This is a genomic window from Serratia sp. X10 (assembly GCF_017811775.1).
Taxonomy (GTDB): Bacteria; Pseudomonadota; Gammaproteobacteria; order Enterobacterales; family Enterobacteriaceae; genus Serratia; species Serratia ureilytica.
This window is the reverse complement of sequence record NZ_JAEIOH010000002.1, coordinates 176,004-193,789: the sequence shown is the minus strand read 5'-3', so window position 1 is coordinate 193,789 and position 17,786 is coordinate 176,004. Positions and strand designations below refer to the sequence as shown.

Here is a 17,786-nt window from a genome sequence, read left to right as displayed (position 1 = left end):
TTACCAGCGCTGCTTCAGCAGATTGTTCGGCTGAATGCCGCCAATCGCATGCGCGTTGCCGAAGTGCTGCGCGGCGATACCCGCCTCGAACTCTTCACGGAAATATTTAATCGCGCTTTGCAGTGGCTCTACGGCACCTGGCGCGTGGGCGCAGAAGGTTTTGCCCGGGCCGAGGGAACGGCACAGCTGTTCGAGGGTTTCGATATCCCCCGGCTGCCCTTCGCCGTTTTCCAACGCGCGCAGGATCTTCACGCTCCACGGCAGACCATCGCGGCAAGGCGTACACCAGCCGCAGGACTCGCGGGCGAAGAACTCTTCCAGGTTGCGCACCAGCGGCACCATGCCGATCTCGTGGTCTACCGCCATCGCCAACGCGGTGCCGAGACGGCTGCCGGCTTTGCCGATCGCGCCGTATTCCATCGGCAGATCGAGGTGATCGGCGGTCAGGAAGTCGGTGCCCGCGCCGCCCGGCTGCCAGGCTTTGAAACGCAGACCATCGCGCATGCCACCGGCGTAATCTTCCAGGATTTCGCGCGCAGTGGTGCCGAACGGCAACTCCCAGACGCCCGGATTTTTCACCCGGCCGGAGAAGCCCATCAGCTTGGTGCCTTTGTCTTCACTGCCGGAGATGCCGGTGTACCACTCCACGCCGTTCGCCAAAATGGCCGGCACGTTGCACAGCGTTTCGACGTTGTTGACGCAGGTCGGCTTGCCCCAGACGCCGGCACTGGCCGGGAATGGCGGCTTGGAACGCGGGTTGGCGCGGCGGCCTTCCAGCGAGTTGATCAGCGCAGTCTCTTCGCCGCAGATGTAACGGCCGGCGCCGGTGTGGACGATCAGCTCGAAATCAAATCCGGTGCCGAGAATGTTCTTGCCCAGATAGCCGGCTTCGGTGGCTTCCGCGATGGCGCGACGCAGGTGCGCCGCCGCTTCGATGTACTCGCCGCGCAGGAAGATGTACCCGCGGTAGGCTTTCAGCGCGAACGCGGAGATCAGCATGCCTTCCACCAGCAGGTGCGGCAGCTGCTCCATCAACAGGCGGTCTTTATAGGTGCCCGGCTCCATCTCATCGGCGTTACACAGCAGGTAACGGATGTTCATGGATTCGTCCTTCGGCATCAGGCTCCACTTCAAACCGGTGGAGAAGCCCGCGCCGCCGCGGCCCTTCAGCCCGGAATCTTTCACCAGGCCGACGATCTCGTCCGGGGCCAGGCCTTTTAGGGCCTTCTCTGCGCCGGCATAGCCGTTTTTGCTGCGGTATTCGTCCAGCCACAGCGGCTGCTTGTCATCGCGCAGACGCCAGGTCAGCGGATGCGTTTCGGGAGTGCGTACAATGTGCTTGGTCATTGATACTGCTCCAGTAGCGTCTCGATATCTTCAGGCTTCAGCTGACTGTGCGTGTCGTCATCAATCATCATGGTCGGCCCTTTATCGCAGTTGCCCAGACAGCAGGTCGGCAGCAGCGTGAAGCGGCCATCAAAGGTGGTTTGACCCGGTTTGATGTTCAGCTTCTTCTCGATAGCGGCCTGAATGCCCTGGTAACCGGTGATGTGACAAACAACGCTGTCACAATAACGGATCACGTGACGTCCTACTGGCTGACGGAAAATCTGGCTGTAGAACGTGGCCACGCCTTCTACGTCGCTGGCGGGGATGCCCAGCACTTCCGCGATGGCGTAAATCGCACCGTCCGGAACCCAGCCGCGCTGCTTCTGCACAATTTTCAGTGCTTCGATGGAAGCGGCGCGCGGATCCTCGTAATGGTGCTTTTCGTGCTCGATCGCATCACGTTCTTCCGCGCTCAGTACAAATGCATCAACGCCGCTCTGAGGAGCGGCTGCATTGATGGGCTCGAGCGCATCGTTGACTGCGTGATTGTCTTTTTGAGAGTGCATAGTTAGCGGTCCACATCTGACATTACAAAATCGATACTACCCAGATAGACGATCAGGTCGGAAACCAGGCTGCCTCGGATGACCGATGGGATCTGCTGCAGGTGCGCAAAGCTCGGCGTACGTACCCGGGTGCGGTAGCTCATGGTGCTGCCGTCGCTGGTCAGGTAGTAGCTGTTGATCCCTTTGGTGGCTTCAATCATCTGGAATGATTCGTTGGCTGGCATCACCGGGCCCCAGGAAACCTGCAGGAAGTGGGTGATCAGCGTTTCAATGTGCTGCAGCGTGCGCTCTTTCGGCGGCGGCGTGGTCAGCGGGTGATCGGCCTTGAACGGGCCTTCCGGCATATTGTTCAGGCACTGTTCGAGGATGCGCAGGCTCTGGCGCAGCTCTTCTACCTTCAGCATCACGCGGGTGTAGCAGTCGCTGGTGCCGTCGCCGACCGGCACTTCGAAGTCGAAGTTCTCGTAGCCGGAGTACGGGCGCCATTTACGCACGTCGAACTCGACGCCGGTGGCGCGCAGACCGGCGCCGGTCACGCCCCATTCCAGCGCTTCTTTAGCGTTGTATGACGCGACGCCGATGGAACGGCCTTTCAGAATGCTGTTCTTCAGCGCCGCTTTCACGTAGGAATCCAGACGCTTCGGCATCCATTCGAGGAATTCACGCAGCAAGCGATCCCAGCCGCGCGGCAGATCGTGCGCGACGCCGCCGATGCGGAACCAGGCCGGGTGCATACGGAAGCCGGTGATCGCTTCCACCAGATCGTAGATCTTCTGGCGGTCGGTAAAGGCGAAGAACACCGGGGTCATCGCGCCGACGTCCTGAATGAAGGTGGAGATGTACAGCAGGTGGCTGTTGATGCGGAACAGTTCGGACAGCATCACGCGAATGGTGTCAACGCGCTCCGGCACCTTGATGCCGGCCAGCTTTTCAACCGCCAGCACGTAAGGCATTTCGTTCACGCAGCCGCCGAGGTATTCGATGCGGTCGGTGTACGGAATGTAGCTGTGCCAGGATTGACGCTCGCCCATCTTCTCGGCGCCGCGGTGGTGATAACCGATATCCGGCACGCAGTCGACGATCTCTTCGCCGTCCAGCTGCAGAATGATGCGGAACGCACCGTGCGCGGACGGGTGGTTCGGGCCGAGGTTGAGGAACATGAAGTCTTCGTTCTCGGTGCCGCGCTTCATGCCCCAGTCTTCCGGCTTGAAGGTCAGCGCTTCCATCTCCAGATCTTCTTTCTGCTTGGTCAACACGAAAGGATCGAATTCGGTGGCGCGCGCCGGGTAGTCCTTGCGCAGCGGGTGCCCTTCCCAGGTCTGCGGCATCATGATGCGCGACAGGTGCGGGTGGCCGTCGAAGGTGATGCCAAACATTTCCCAGGTTTCGCGCTCGTACCAGTTGGCGTTCGGGAACACCTTGGTGGCCGTAGGCACGTGCAGGTCTTTTTCAGACAGCGCCACCTTCAGCATGATGTCGCGGTTGCGCTCGATGGAAATCAGATGGTAGAAAACGGAGAAATCCGCAGCGGGCAGGCCGTCGCGGTGGGTGCGAAGACGTTCGTCCACGCCATGCAGATCGAACAGCATGACATACGGCTTCGGCTGTTTTCTCAGGAACGTCATTACTTCCAGTAACTGGTCAGGTTTAACCCATACCACGGGCATGCCGGTGCGGGTGGCCTGAACAGTAAAGGCTTCCGGCCCAAAACGGTTGCGCAGTTCGCCGATCACCGGGTCGTCAAGGTGATCTCGGGTCTGCCAGGCAGGCAAGGCGTCGTGCGTCGTCAAATCTGTCATAATTTTTTTTCACCACACTAAAGGGTTATTCGCCGCAAGTTTCACTTTTCGCTGTGTTAACCAATAGCGCACTAAGATGGACGTTAAATGAACGTCTTAAATCTCGTCAGGCGTCCGGAGGTTGGTCACCGCGATGCGCTCGCCGTGTTTACGCTCTCTTTCAGACTGCATATTGGCGCGGTAAACGCCCTGATCGCCGACAACCCACGACAGCGGGCGACGTTCTTTGCCGATAGATTCCTGCAGCAGCATCAGCGCTTGCATGTAGGCTTCCGGACGCGGTGGGCAGCCGGGAATGTACACGTCAACCGGCAGGAACTTATCCACGCCCTGCACCACGGAATAGATGTCGTACATGCCGCCGGAGTTGGCGCAGGCACCCATCGAAATCACCCACTTCGGTTCCAGCATCTGCTCGTACAGGCGTTGGATGACCGGGGCCATCTTGGTGAAGCAGGTGCCGGCCACCACCATCAGGTCAGCCTGACGCGGGGAGGCGCGCAACACTTCCGCACCGAAACGCGCCACGTCGTGAACGGCGGTAAACGACGTCACCATCTCCACGTAACAGCACGAAAGGCCGAAGTTATACGGCCAAATAGAGTTTTTACGCCCCCAGTTCACCATGTCATGCAGCGCATGCTCGAGTTTACCCATGTAAACCGTGCGGTGGACCTGTTGTTCCAGGGGATCGGCGACGATCTCCTGTTTTTGCAGGGGATAACGGTCGTTCTCACCGTTCGGGTCTATGCGGGTGAGCGTATAGTCCATCTTAATGCCTCGCTGTTACTGCGGATGACTGTTGGTGTTAGTGATCGTGCTCGGTTTGCTGCGGCGTTGGGAACGCGCCGGAGTCCAATCCAACGCGCCGATGCGCACCAGATAAACCAGACCGGCCAATAGCACCAAAATGAAAATGGCGGCTTCGATAAAGCCTACCCAGCCGCTCTCGCGAATCGAGACCGACCAGGCATACAGGTATAAGGCTTCAACGTCGAAAATAACGAAGAACATGGCCACCAGGTAGAACTTGGCGGACAAACGCATGCGCGCCGTGCCGACCGAGTCGATGCCTGATTCAAACGGGGTGTGTTTGGCGCGCGCCCGGGCTCTCCCGCCCAAGAAGAACGCACCCAGCAGCATTAAGCCGCAGAGCCCGATAGCCACAACGAGAAATACGGCGAGCGCCCAGTGATGAGCGATAACTTCAGTGGTTGTTGACATACTCTATGCTTACTCATCAAAAGTGGCGTCGATCGCACTGCTCTTGTCACCGGCAGTTAGTGCGCCACATCGATTTAAGGGAAGGATAAATAACCACACAAACAAACTGCTTTTACAGCGAGTTAGGCAGCGTTTTTCTGTGGGCTTTTTACTCCTTTCTATAACCTTTTGTCAACTTTGACAAAAGTATCTACACACTAGTTTACATACGTATCATTTGATTAACATTTGATGCGCCAAGGGCTGGCTAAATCGTGTCAGTTAATTTTTGTGTAGAAACAGATAGATATAAACCAACATGCACATTTCAGTTTTACTATACCATTGTCTCAGGAATTCCCTGTTCTTCCACTCACTACCTAGGGGTATTTTTTTGATCCAGGACACGTTTTCAGCATAAATCCTCAAAAAAAGTGTGGGCCTTTAACAATTTTCCTCAATTTGAGCCGCAAAAACGGCCGCTATAAGCTAACAAAATAACCCTGCTATTACCATGCCTTTAACCCATTCAATCTTATTGCTCAAAAAACGCACCTGGCGTATTAAACCCGGCCAAACTCTCTTTTCAGCAACGCTTAAAAGTTAACAAAATAGCCAACTAAAGTTCAAAAACCATCCAAACACATATAAATACAACTTTAGATAAAAAAAGGACAAAAAAAACCTCCGCCGAAGCAGAGGTTTTCATCAGATATCGCGCCGAGGCGTTATTCTTCTTCGTCCACCAGGCTGGCGTCATCCTGATCGCTCTGGAGACCGCCTTCCGCGCCGTTAAAGCCATAGCCGTCATTGCCGCCCTGCATCGCGCTGAAGATGGCCATCGCCAGCTCGTTGCTGCACTGCGCGTTTTTGCACAGCGCATACTGGGTATCCGGCAACGGCGGCAAACCTTCCGCTGCGCCCAGCACCCGCAGGTCAGGGCTCATCATCTCGATCGGCCGCGCGGTCACGCCCAGGCCGGCCTTGCAAGCCGCCCGCACCGCGGACAACGTGGAAGCGACGTAGGCGATGCGCCACGGGATGCCGGCTTCGTCCAACTGCTTGATCGCCAGCGAACGGAACGGGCTTGGCTCATCCATCACCACCAGCGGGATCGGCTCGCCGGCCTGGTAATGGTAATCGGCGGCGCAGTACCACAACGTCGGCGACGTGCGCAGCACGATGTGCGGATGCCCTGCGGGATCGGCCGTGGTCACCGCCAGATCGATCTCGCCCTCTTCCAGCAGATCGACCATCGTCGTGCTGCGCTTCACGCGCACGTCAATCGCCAGCTTCGGATAGATGGCAGTTACGCGGTTCAGCAGGAAAGGCAGAATGGTATCGGCGGTGTCGTCGGAAGCGCCGATGGTCAGAACACCTTTAATATTGTTGTACATCAGAGAGGTACAGGCTTCATCGTTAAAGCGCAGGATTTTTCTGGCATAACCGAGAAGCTGAATACCATGCTCAGTCAGAAGTTTGTTGCGCCCATGACGGGCAAACAGTTCTTTGCCGACCAGTTGCTCTAATCGCTGCATTTGTTGGCTGACGGCTGATTGAGTTCGGCAAACGGCGACAGCCGCCGCTGCGAAAGTATTCAAATCAGCAACCGCAACAAAGGTTCTTAGCAGATCGAGGTCGAGATTAAGTATCGGACGATTTGCAGTTGTCATAGTGTATTCTTCACTTTTTTAAATTCTAATTTACGAACTACTACCCTGGTGTGTTTCTCAGACGCCGTTGAAAAAGGACGGAGCCTGTTATGACAGTACCCCACTCATAAGTGGAGGGCAAAAAAATTACTTATGATTCGTTACCTCTATCGCTTTTTGAAATGCGATCTATCGATGCTGCTTATAGAACGCGGGGGACTAAATGCCGGCATACGGGGAAAACCCCCACCGGGCCTGAGATTTTACTCATTCATACTGCCTAATTTCCACTCCATTCGTGCTACTGATAACCCTTATCAACTGGCGTTCAGACTGCATTTACGAGCAAGAAATATAAATAATTAACGGCATCGACTTCGTATCACCACGCAATGAATTTAATAAATTCAATCAGTAAGATTTTTACTTTAAATAATATTCTCATAACCACATAAACAATTCTTAAGATAAAATATAAAGTAAAGCTTATGTAAATATGCCATTTTTCTTAGTGTGGTGTGTCATCTGACAACCCGCTATCAGACAACTCCGGTATTATCGTTCCTTTACAGTTACTGAAAACCATTCTCCCTTTCGGCTTATCAGTTCTCCACGCCCACGTGCCGACGCCAGCGCGTCGCGTTGAACGACGCGCGATTTAACAGAACAAAACCCTAGTAAAATTATAGTTCATGAAATTATGAACCACAAAATAACTTTACCTTTGCTTATCATAACTAAAATCCCCCGTTACGACATGCATTTGCACCAAAGGCGTGCAAAACCCTTCAAAAGCAACTACGCCAGGAGTACATTGGGCGGGTTGCGGCGTCCCACGGTAGGAGCGCCCCTATCCCAGCAAAAGGCTCAACTTTTTATGTCCCCCATTGAGAAATCCAGCAAACTGGACAACGTCTGCTATGACATTCGCGGCCCGGTGCTTAAAGAAGCTAAACGTCTTGAAGAAGAAGGCAATAAAGTCCTGAAACTGAACATCGGCAACCCTGCCCCGTTCGGCTTCGACGCCCCGGACGAAATCCTGGTCGACGTGATCCGCAATCTGCCCACGGCGCAAGGCTACTCCGATTCCAAAGGCCTCTTCTCGGCGCGTAAAGCGATCATGCAGCACTATCAGGCGCGCAACATGCGTGACGTGACCGTTGAGGATATCTACATTGGCAACGGCGTCTCCGAGCTGATCGTTCAGTCCATGCAGGCGCTGCTCAACAGCGGCGACGAAATGCTGGTGCCGGCACCGGATTACCCGCTGTGGACCGCCGCGGTGTCGCTATCCGGCGGCAAGGCCGTACATTACCTGTGCGATGAGCAGGCCGGCTGGTTCCCGGATCTGGACGACATCATCAGCAAGATCACCCCGCGCACCCGCGGCATCGTGATCATCAACCCGAACAACCCGACCGGTGCGGTCTACAGCAAAGCGCTGCTTGAGCAGATCGTCGAGATCGCCCGTCAACACAACCTGATCATCTTCGCCGACGAGATCTACGACAAGATCCTGTACGACGAAGCAGAGCACCACTCTATCGCCGCGCTGGCACCGGATCTGCTGACCGTGACCTTCAACGGCCTGTCGAAGACCTACCGCGTGGCGGGCTTCCGCCAGGGCTGGATGGTGCTGAACGGGCCGAAAAAGCACGCCAAAGGCTATATCGAAGGGCTGGAGATGCTGGCTTCGATGCGCCTGTGCGCCAACGTGCCGATGCAGCACGCGATTCAGACCGCGCTGGGCGGTTATCAGAGCATCAGCGAATTCATTCAGCCCGGCGGCCGCCTGTACGAACAGCGCAACCGCACCTGGGAATTGCTCAACGACATCCCGGGCGTCTCTTGCGTGAAGCCGCAGGGCGCGTTGTACATGTTCCCGCGCATCGATGCCAAACGCTTCAACATCCATGACGACCAGAAGCTGGTGCTGGATCTGTTGCTGCAGGAAAAAGTGCTGCTGGTGCAGGGCTCCGCGTTCAACTGGCCTTACCCGGATCACGTGCGCATCGTCACCCTGCCGCGCGTTGACGAACTGGAAATGGCGGTCGGCAAGCTGGGCCGCTTCCTGGAAGGCTATCACCAATAATCATCAGGGGCGCAGCGCCTCGCTGCGCCCTTCCCTCACAGCCCGGTTGCAAAATTCGCCGACACTGCTTCACAATGGGGCCCTCACTTGCCGTTAAAGAGAGCACCATGAGTCAGAGCCATTTCTTCGCCCATCTGTCCCGCCTGAAACTGATCAACCGCTGGCCGCTGATGCGCAACGTGCGCACCGAGAACGTCTCCGAACACAGTCTGCAGGTGGCCTTTGTCGCCCACGCGTTGGCGGTGATCAAGAACCGCAAATTCAACGGCAACCTCAACGCCGACCGCGTTGCGCTGTTGGCGATGTACCATGACGCCAGCGAAGTGATCACCGGCGACATGCCGACGCCGATCAAATACTACAATCCGCAGATCGCCCATGAGTACAAGAAGATTGAAAAGATCGCCCAGCAAAAGCTGCTGGACATGATCCCGGCGGAGCTGCGCAACGATTTTCGCACCATTCTCGATGAGCATTATTACAGCGAAGATGAAAAGCAGGTGGTGAAGCAGGCTGACGCGCTGTGCGCCTACCTGAAATGCCTGGAAGAGCTGTCTGCCGGCAACAACGAATTCACCCTGGCCAAGGCGAGGCTGGATAAAACCCTGGAACAGCGCCGCAGCCCGGAGATGGACTACTTCATGGAAGTGTTCATTCCCAGCTTCAGCCTGTCGCTGGACGAAATCAGCCTCGACAGTTCGCTGTAACCCCGCCGGCGCAGCCTCGCTGCGCCGTTAAAAACCATAGAGCCACGGCACCACAATCACGCTGACCGCCATCACCAGCAGGGTGAACGGCACGCCGAGACGCACGAAATCGCCGAACTTGTAATTGCCCGGCCCCAGCACCAGCGTGTTGACCGGTGAAGAGACCGGCGTCATAAAGGCGGCGGACGCGGCGATGGCGATAATCATCGCGAACGGGTATGGCGATACCCCCATTTCGCGCGCGGCGGCGATGGCGATCGGCGCCATCAGCACCGCCGTCGCGGTGTTGGAAATAAACAGCCCGATAGTCGCGCACAAGACGAACAGGCACAGCAGCATCACGCGCGGCCCCGCGCCGCCGGCGACATCCATCAGCCCGCTGACGATCAGACTGACCCCGCCGGTCTTTTGCAGCGCCTGCGCGAACGGCATCATGCCGACGATCAAAATGATGCTCGGCCAATGGATCGATTTATAAGCGCTCTCCATGTCGATACAGCGGAATTTGCCCATCAGCAAACAGGCGATCAGCGCCGCGATCGGGTTGGGGATTTCGTCGGTCAGCATCATCGCCACCATCAACGCCAGGCAAAACAGCGCGTGCGGCGCCTGCGTGATGGCCGGCGCCACTTCGTCCACTTCGGCCGGCAAGTTGAGCACGATAAAGTCGTGGGTTTTGGCCTGCAGTTGACGGATCGCCTTCCAGTCGCCGATCACCAGCAAAATGTCGCCCAGCTCCAGCGGCTCGTCCACCAGTTTGCCGCCCAGCGTCTCGCCGTGGCGGCGGATGCCCACCACGTTCAGATCGTAGCGGCTGCGGAACGCCGCTTCGCGCAGGCTTTTGCCCAGCAGCGCCGAGTCAGGGATCAGCGAAACCTCCGCCATGCCGACGTTGCGCGACTGTTCCGAGAAGTAATCGCCGCGCAGCACCATCGGCTCCAGCCGCTGTTCGCCGCAGAATTCGCGCAGATCGATCTGGCTGTCCGACATGTCGATCAAGAGGACGTCACCCTCGCGCAGTTCGGTGCTGCCGGAGGCGCTGACCATCACCCGCCGAAAGCGTTTCCAGCGCTCGATGCCCACCACGTTGGCGCCGTAGCGCGCACGCAGGTGCAGTTCATCCAGCGAACGCCCGATCAGCGGCGAAGCGCTGCGGACAGCCAGCCGCCGCGCGCGGCCGGTCAGTCTGTAATCGCGGATCAAATCGCGGAAGGTGCGGCGCTGCCAGCCGTCGCCGGCTTTGCCCGCGTCACCGCTGCCCAGCCAACGCCGGGCGATCAGCATGTAGCCGACGCCCAGCGCCAGCACCACCAGGCCGATCGGCGTCACGCTGAAGAAACCGAAACCATGGATGCCTTCGCGCACCAGCTCGCTGTTGACCACCATATTGGGCGGCGTGGCCACCAACGTCATCATGCCGCTGATAAGCCCGGCGAAGCTGAGCGGCATCATCAGCCGCCCCGGCGCGATCTTCATTCTGGCCGTCACGCTGAGCACCACCGGGATAAAGATCGCCACCACGCCGGTCGAACTCATAAACGCCCCCAGCCCGGCGACCGTCACCATCAGCAGCATCAACATTTTGGTTTCGCTGCTGCCGGCCACTTTGACCAGCCAGTCGCCCACCTGATAGGCCACTCCGGTGCGCACCAACCCTTCGCCGATCACGAACAGCGCGGCGATCAGAATCACGTTGGGATCGCTGAACCCGATCGTCGCCTCCTGCAGGCTGAGCGTGCCGCTCAGCACGAAGGCGATGATCACCAACAGCGCCACCACGTCCATGCGCAGCTTGTTGGTGGTAAACAGCACGATGGCAATCAGCAGTAAACTCAGCACCCACAGTAATTCGCTGTTCAAAACGGCCTCATCCGGCAAATGTCCAAGGGCTTAAAAAATAGCATAAAAAAACCCCGCAAAGGCGGGGTCTAATCAATTAGGGTGAAGATAATGCCACTCAGGCCAGTAGGCGAACGATCGCGCCCTGCGCCGTTTTATCGACGGCGATCTGCGCCAGCGAATCCAGCCGCAGGTCGACCTGCTCCAGCTTCGGCGCGTCGGCCGGGGCGTTGACCGCAATCACCTGGCAGCCCGCCGCCAGCCCCGAAAGAATGCCGGCCGGCGCGTCTTCAACCACCACGCACTCGTGCGGCGCCAGCCCCAGACGTTCGGCGCCCAGCAGGTAGGCATCGGGCTGAGGCTTGCCGTGTTTAACCTGCTCGGCGGTGATGAACACCGCCGGCTGCGACAAACCGCCGGCCCGGCGGCGAGCGCCGGCCACCGGCACCGAACCGGAGGTGACGATCGCCCAAGGGATGCCGAGCGCGTTCAAGCGCTCCAACAACGCGATGGCGCCCGGCAGCGCGCGAACGCCTTCGGTATCCTGCGCTTCCACCTGCTCCAGCAGTTGGAACTCGCGCTGAATTTCCGCTTCGCTTTCACCCGGCATAAAGTGGCGCAGAGAAGTAATGGCCTGTTTACCGTGAATGAAGTCCAGCACCGCTTGCGGATCGACGCCGCGACGCTCGGCCCAGTGCGTCCAGGCGCGCTCTACCGCCGGCAGCGAATCCACCAGGGTGCCATCAAGATCAAACAGAAAACCCTTACACTCCACAGAAAACCTCTTTTTAATCAAGCATTGATGATTTGCGCTATCTCAACGGCGCTCAAGTGATACTGGCGCGGGCAGGCCAGCCAGATCGCCAGCATACGCTGGTATTTTTCCCACATTTTGGTCTGGGCGTTGAAACCGTGACTGCCGGAATCGAAGTGAGTATAGCGCCCCTCGGTATTGACCAGGAAACGCACATAGCTCAGGTAGCGCGCCTCGGTGGCGGCGTCGAAGCCGAGAAACGCCAGGCGGCGCTCGTCCAGCCCCTGCTTCTCTTTCAGATTGCCCCAGGAAACCTGCAGCGCATGGTGCATCTCCATCACGTTGATGATGGTGCGGCACACCTCTTCGCTCAGTTCGCCGAAGTCGCGATCCAGCTCGCGCATTTGCAAGCCGAAGCCGCGTTCGACGATGGTTTGCAACCGGCGATAACGATCGCTGTTGTCCGGATCGAGTAGCGTCATCATCTTGTACTGATTCGACAGGATCAGGCGCTGGGCATGGGTCATTTCCATCAGGATTTCCTCATTTCTGTATGATGGCGGGAGCATCGCACAGCGCAAGAACGCAGGAAATCACAACTCGACCGTTCTTTGATTTAAACCGGGGTTATTGGCGCTTTCACGAGAAAGGCCGCATCAGCGCGGCCTTTTCATTACAGATCGTCGAGGAAGGTTTTATCCAACTGCTTGAAGGCACGCTTAAGCAGATCGGCCAACGTCTGATAGGTGGGCGTGCCCTCGAGCGGCGCCACCGCCTGCCCGGCTTCCGTCAGCTTGTTGCGCACCTCATGGAACCATTGCAGCAGCGTCGGCGGCAGCGGCGTGACCGAGCGGCGCCCCAGCCACCACAAGCCCTGCATCGGCAGGCTGCAGGCGAACAGCGCGGTGGCGATCGCCGGACCGAGCTGGCCACCCAGCGCGATCTGCCAGGTCAGCGTGAAAATCGCCAACGGCGGCATGAAACGGATAGCGAAACGGGTGGCACGCGCAACGCGGTTCTCAGGAAAGACCGGTGCCAGACGTTTGTCTGACGGCCAGGTTTTCATATAATGCTGCCCGCGCTGGAAGACCTGAAACCAGCTTACGGAACCGGACGGTTTGCTCGTCATTGCGTACCTCAACGTCACGTAAAGAAACTAAAAGCGTGCTGCCAGAGCCCATACTAAAAAATTTGAAGCTTTAAATTTATTTTGTGTTTGCACCGGGCTATCGGTATCCTAAGCCGGCCTTGTGGCCGGTAGAAGATGACGTAAATTTTGTCAACTTTTAGCCCTATAAAAATCAAGATTATTTAAACCGCAGAGAAATCATCGGTTTTTCCATCATCCTGTGATTTGTGCTCTTCACATGATGTTAATCATAAATGTCATCGGCACTATGCGCTACGCTTGTTGTCTGATTGACGATTAATTCACCACGTGTGTTCGATTTTCTTTTAACAACACGACTATTTAAGTAGGTACTTCCATGTCGAGTAAGCTAGTACTGGTTCTTAACTGCGGCAGTTCTTCTCTGAAATTCGCCATCATCGATGCCGTTAACGGCGACGAATTCCTCTCCGGTTTGGCCGAGTGTTTCCACCTGCCTGAAGCTCGCATCAAGTGGAAAATGGACGGCGCCAAACACGAAGCTGCCCTGGGGGCCGGCGCTGCACACAGCGAAGCGCTGAACTTCATTGTTAATACTATTCTGGCACAAAAACCAGAGCTTTCTGCGCAGCTGACCGCTATCGGCCACCGCATCGTGCACGGCGGCGAGAAGTTCACCGCTTCCGCCGTGATCAACGACGAAGTTCTGCAGGGTATCAAAGATTCCGTGCCGTTTGCACCACTGCACAACCCAGCTCACCTGATCGGCATCGCGGAAGCGCTGAAATCCTTCCCTCACCTGGCTGACAAGAACGTTGCCGTGTTCGACACCGCGTTCCACCAGACCATGCCGGAAGAATCTTACCTGTACGCCCTGCCGTACAGCCTGTACCGCGACCACGGCGTTCGCCGCTACGGCGCACACGGCACCAGCCACTTCTACGTAACTCAAGAAGCCGCGAAGATGCTGAACAAGCCGGTAGAAGAAGTGAACGTGATCACTTGCCACCTGGGCAACGGCGGTTCCGTCACCGCAGTGCGCAACGGCCAGTGCGTTGACACCTCCATGGGTCTGACCCCGCTGGAAGGCCTGGTGATGGGCACCCGCAGCGGTGACATCGATCCGGCTATCATCTTCCACCTGCACGATTCTCTGGGCATGAGCGTTGACCAGATCAACAAGATGCTGACCAAAGAATCCGGCCTGCTGGGCCTGACCGAAGTCACCAGCGACTGCCGTTACGTTGAAGACAACTACGACAGCAAAGCCGACGCCAAACGCGCCATGGACGTGTTCTGCCACCGTCTGGCCAAATACGTCGGCGCCTACAGCGCGCTGATGGAAGGCCGTCTGGACGCGGTGATCTTCACCGGCGGCATCGGCGAGAACGCCGGCATGGTGCGTGAGCTGACCCTGAACAAACTGGGCCTGCTGGGCTTCGAAATCGACCACGACCGCAACATGGCCGCTCGCTTCGGCAAATCCGGCGCCATCACCAAAGACGGCAGCCGCCTGGCGCTGGTTATCCCGACCAACGAAGAGTTGGTCATCGCGCAGGACGCATCCCGCCTGACCGCGTAATGCTCTCAAAACACCGTCAGCCCAGGCTGACGGTGTTGTTTTAGCCTCATGTTAATCGTGAAGAGGACTATTCTGTGTCACGTACTATTATGTTGATCCCCACCGGCACCAGCGTCGGCCTGACCAGCGTCAGCCTGGGTGTCATCCGCTCCATGGAGCAAAAAGGCGTTCGTCTGAGCGTGTTCAAGCCTATCGCTCAACCGCGCACCGGCGACAACGCACTCGACCAGACCACCACCATCATCCGCAGCAGCAACTCCACCATTACGGCGGCCGAACCGCTGCGCATGGACTACGTTGAGGGCCTGCTGAGCTCCAACCAGCAAGACGTGCTGATGGAAGAGATCGTGGCGCGTTACCACGAGAACACCAAAGACGCGGAAGTGGTGCTGATCGAAGGCCTGGTGCCGACCCGCAAGCATCAGTTCGCCAACGCGCTGAACTACGAGATCGCCAAAACCCTGAACGCCGAGATCGTCTTCGTGCTGGCGCTGGGCAACGACTCCCCGGCGCAGCTGAAAGAGCGCATCGAACTGGCGCGCACCAGCTTCGGCGGCAGCAAGAACAAAAACATCACCGGCGTTATCATCAACAAGCTGAACGCGCCGGTCGACGATCAGGGCCGCACCCGTCCTGACCTGTCCGAAATCTTCGACGACTCCACCAAGGCCAGCATCGCCCACGTCGATCCTGCACAGCTGTTCGCCAACAGCCCGCTGCCGGTTCTGGGCTGCGTGCCGTGGAGTTTCGATCTGATCGCCACCCGCGCCATCGACATGGCTCGCCACCTGAAGGCCCGCGTGGTCAACGAGGGCGACATCATGACCCGCCGCGTGAAGTCCGTGACTTTCTGTGCGCGCAGCATCCCGCACATGCTGGAACACTTCCGCCCAGGCTCCCTGCTGGTGACCTCCGCAGACCGCCCTGACGTGCTGGTCTCCGCCTGCCTGGCGGCGATGAATGGCGTGGAAATCGGCGCCATCCTGCTGACCGGCGGCTACGCCATCGACGAGCCGATCAAGAAGCTGTGCGAACGCGCCTTCCAAACCGGCCTGCCGGTGTTCATGGTTGACACCAACACCTGGCAAACCTCGCTGAGCCTGCAGAGCTTCAACCTCGAAGTGCCGGCGGACGACCACCAGCGCATCGAGAAAGTGCAGAACTACGTGGCCAGCCACATCAGCACCGAGTGGATCGACTCGCTGACCGCCACCTCCGAGCGTTCACGCCGCCTGTCTCCACCGGCGTTCCGTTACGAACTGACCGAGCTGGCGCGTAAAGCCGGCAAGCGCATCGTGCTGCCGGAAGGCGACGAGCCGCGCACCGTGAAAGCGGCGGCCATCTGCGCCGAACGCGGCATCGCGGAATGCGTGCTGCTCGGCAACCCGGACGAGATCCAGCGCGTCGCGGCGGCGCAAGGCGTTGAGCTGGGCAAAGGCATCGAAATCGTCGATCCGGTCGCCGTGCGTGAAAACTACGTGCCGCGTCTGGTTGAGCTGCGTAAGAGCAAGGGCATGACCGAAGTGGTCGCGCGCGAGCAGCTGGAAGACAACGTGGTGCTCGGCACCCTGATGCTGGAACAAGGCGAAGTCGACGGCCTGGTCTCCGGCGCGGTTCACACCACCGCCAACACCATCCGTCCGCCGTTGCAGCTGATCAAAACCGCACCGGGCAGCTCGCTGGTCTCCTCCGTGTTCTTCATGCTGCTGCCTGACCAGGTACTGGTCTACGGCGACTGCGCGATCAACCCGGATCCGACCGCCGAGCAGCTGTCTGAAATCGCCATCCAGTCTGCGGATTCCGCCGCAGCCTTCGGCATCGAGCCGCGCGTGGCGATGATCTCCTACTCCACCGGCAACTCTGGTGCGGGCAGCGACGTAGAGAAAGTGCGCGAAGCGACCCGTCTGGCGCAGGAAAAACGCCCGGATCTGATCATCGACGGCCCACTGCAGTACGACGCCGCCATCATGGCCGACGTCGCCAAGTCCAAGGCGCCGAACTCGCCGGTGGCCGGCCAGGCGACCGTGTTCATCTTCCCGGATCTGAACACCGGCAACACCACCTACAAAGCGGTACAGCGTTCCGCTGACCTGGTCTCCATCGGGCCGATGCTGCAAGGCATGCGCAAGCCGGTGAACGACCTGTCGCGCGGCGCACTGGTTGACGATATCGTCTACACCGTCGCGCTGACGGCGATCCAGTCTTCCCAGGCTGACGCCGCCGCCGCCAAGGCCTGATAGCCCATTAACGCCCCGTTCCGGACGGGGTGGTGGATAATGAGTATTGGCGTAAACAATAAAGCACCGCTCAAGCATATTGAGCGGTGCTTTTTTTATTCTCAAGAGGAAGTCATGTCTCTCTCAAGCGGGCGAAGCTCGCTGCCTTCCTCACGCTGAATGCGCACCAATTTCCGTAGAAACAAACAAATAGCCGCAATATCGCCAGCGAGACACTCCTGTTCCGCCGCAAAATAAGAATACTCTTAATTAAAGGCCCGCCTTATTCTGATGACTGGGTTTTGTGCTAGACACTATGCACACTCATAAAAAAACCTGAAGGTTTACCCTATGGCACACACTGGTCAGTCCGTTGAGAAAATAGCCAAAACGCTCATTAACAATGCCATTAATTACGATTCCTACCTCTGGAAGATCGACCGGCTCGGCCCCACAACGAACAGAATGCTGGCGCTGGCTTTCTCTCTGACGAGGGGAAAAAGAGAGGTATCGGGATTAACCCGCTTCGTGGGCCACAGCGCAGGCATCACGCATGACGCCTCCCTATTTGACCGATATATTGCAGAACTGCAGGCGAAAGAGAAAAAAAGCCAGCGGCTGATTCTGCCGTGGAGCGGTAAAAAGGAAGTTGAAGCGCGGCCTTTTACCGCATGTGCCGAAGCCCATGTATGGCTTGAGCTTTATGCTCGCAATCTGCACCCACGTCATTACTACTGCGTTGCTTTCAACGGGGATGGGAGGATCGCGCCGTGTTGCAATAACTGCAAGATGTGGGTCCACAACGCGTTTTTCGGCGTTGTCACGCCCAATACCGAATATAACAACCGACACACCTATTCTCCGCGTTAAGGCGCGCGTTGCCTTAGCGACGTTTCATGGCCTTATCCATCAGGCAACGCCGGTCACTGACCGGCGTCT

The 17,786-nt window shown here is 57.8% G+C and carries 15 protein-coding genes; 5 read left to right on the top strand and 10 right to left on the bottom strand.

The genetic code is table 11. The features are described 5' to 3' along the window. From nuoF to lrhA, 6 genes are all read right to left on the bottom strand, one after another. Window positions 1–1,347, bottom strand: coding sequence for an NADH-quinone oxidoreductase subunit NuoF (gene nuoF, locus J9788_RS06425; RefSeq protein WP_182264116.1), 1,347 nt, complete (start codon window positions 1,345–1,347; stop codon window positions 1–3). After that, window positions 1,344–1,895 (bottom strand): NADH-quinone oxidoreductase subunit NuoE, encoded by a 552-nt coding sequence (gene nuoE, locus J9788_RS06420; protein WP_033635327.1) that lies wholly within the window; start codon window positions 1,893–1,895, stop codon window positions 1,344–1,346. Before nuoE ends, nuoF begins: the two co-directional genes overlap by 4 nt. A 2-nt stretch (window positions 1,896–1,897) precedes the next feature. After that, the gene (nuoC, locus tag J9788_RS06415; protein WP_094141780.1) at window positions 1,898–3,694 is read right to left on the bottom strand and encodes an NADH-quinone oxidoreductase subunit C/D; all 1,797 of its coding nucleotides are present in this window, start codon (window positions 3,692–3,694) and stop codon (window positions 1,898–1,900) included. Window positions 3,695–3,790: 96 nt separating this feature from the next. Next, entirely contained in the window at window positions 3,791–4,465 is a 675-nt protein-coding gene (locus tag J9788_RS06410) for an NADH-quinone oxidoreductase subunit B family protein (protein ID WP_004936039.1), read from the bottom strand. A 15-nt stretch (window positions 4,466–4,480) separates the two neighbouring features. Beyond that, the gene (gene nuoA / locus J9788_RS06405; protein ID WP_004936040.1) at window positions 4,481–4,918 is read right to left on the bottom strand and encodes an NADH-quinone oxidoreductase subunit NuoA; all 438 of its coding nucleotides are present in this window, start codon (window positions 4,916–4,918) and stop codon (window positions 4,481–4,483) included. A gap of 707 nt (window positions 4,919–5,625) precedes the next feature. Continuing rightward, the gene (gene lrhA, locus J9788_RS06400; protein ID WP_046896321.1) at window positions 5,626–6,570 is read right to left on the bottom strand and encodes a transcriptional regulator LrhA; all 945 of its coding nucleotides are present in this window, start codon (window positions 6,568–6,570) and stop codon (window positions 5,626–5,628) included. An 856-nt stretch (window positions 6,571–7,426) separates the two neighbouring features. On the opposite strand from lrhA, the gene J9788_RS06395 reads away from it, so the two are divergent. Both J9788_RS06395 and yfbR read left to right on the top strand, forming a co-directional pair. Beyond that, on the top strand, window positions 7,427–8,641 hold the full coding sequence (locus tag J9788_RS06395) for a pyridoxal phosphate-dependent aminotransferase (RefSeq protein WP_019453720.1): 1,215 nt from the start codon (window positions 7,427–7,429) through the stop codon (window positions 8,639–8,641). 107 nt (window positions 8,642–8,748) lie between these two features. Then, window positions 8,749–9,348: a 5'-deoxynucleotidase gene (yfbR, locus tag J9788_RS06390; RefSeq protein WP_015378582.1), complete on the top strand. Its 600-nt coding sequence runs from the start codon at window positions 8,749–8,751 to the stop codon at window positions 9,346–9,348. A 27-nt stretch (window positions 9,349–9,375) separates the two neighbouring features. On the opposite strand, the gene J9788_RS06385 is transcribed toward yfbR, so the two are convergent. The 4 genes from J9788_RS06385 to yfbV all read right to left on the bottom strand — a co-directional run bounded on the left by J9788_RS06385 (window position 9,376) and on the right by yfbV (window position 13,070). Next, the gene (locus J9788_RS06385) at window positions 9,376–11,208 is read right to left on the bottom strand and encodes an SLC13 family permease (RefSeq protein WP_046896320.1); all 1,833 of its coding nucleotides are present in this window, start codon (window positions 11,206–11,208) and stop codon (window positions 9,376–9,378) included. Window positions 11,209–11,305: 97 nt separating this feature from the next. Next, window positions 11,306–11,962: a sugar phosphatase gene (locus J9788_RS06380; protein WP_182264115.1), complete on the bottom strand. Its 657-nt coding sequence runs from the start codon at window positions 11,960–11,962 to the stop codon at window positions 11,306–11,308. 17 nt (window positions 11,963–11,979) lie between these two features. Further along, entirely contained in the window at window positions 11,980–12,474 is a 495-nt protein-coding gene (locus J9788_RS06375) for a YfbU family protein (protein ID WP_033643864.1), read from the bottom strand. Window positions 12,475–12,614: 140 nt separating this feature from the next. Then, window positions 12,615–13,070 (bottom strand): terminus macrodomain insulation protein YfbV, encoded by a 456-nt coding sequence (gene yfbV / locus J9788_RS06370; RefSeq protein WP_004936061.1) that lies wholly within the window; start codon window positions 13,068–13,070, stop codon window positions 12,615–12,617. 358 nt (window positions 13,071–13,428) lie between these two features. Between yfbV and ackA the strand changes: the two genes are divergently transcribed. The 3 genes from ackA to J9788_RS06355 all read left to right on the top strand — a co-directional run bounded on the left by ackA (window position 13,429) and on the right by J9788_RS06355 (window position 17,717). Beyond that, the gene (gene ackA / locus J9788_RS06365; protein ID WP_004936063.1) at window positions 13,429–14,631 is read left to right on the top strand and encodes an acetate kinase; all 1,203 of its coding nucleotides are present in this window, start codon (window positions 13,429–13,431) and stop codon (window positions 14,629–14,631) included. 74 nt (window positions 14,632–14,705) lie between these two features. Then, window positions 14,706–16,868 carry a phosphate acetyltransferase gene (gene pta, locus J9788_RS06360; protein WP_031300545.1) on the top strand — a complete coding sequence of 721 codons (2,163 nt, stop codon included), beginning with the start codon at window positions 14,706–14,708 and terminating at the stop codon, window positions 16,866–16,868. 330 nt (window positions 16,869–17,198) lie between these two features. After that, complete coding sequence (locus J9788_RS06355; RefSeq protein ID WP_019453725.1) at window positions 17,199–17,717, top strand: hypothetical protein; 519 nt, start codon at window positions 17,199–17,201, stop codon at window positions 17,715–17,717. The last annotated feature ends 69 nt before the right edge of the window (window positions 17,718–17,786 follow it).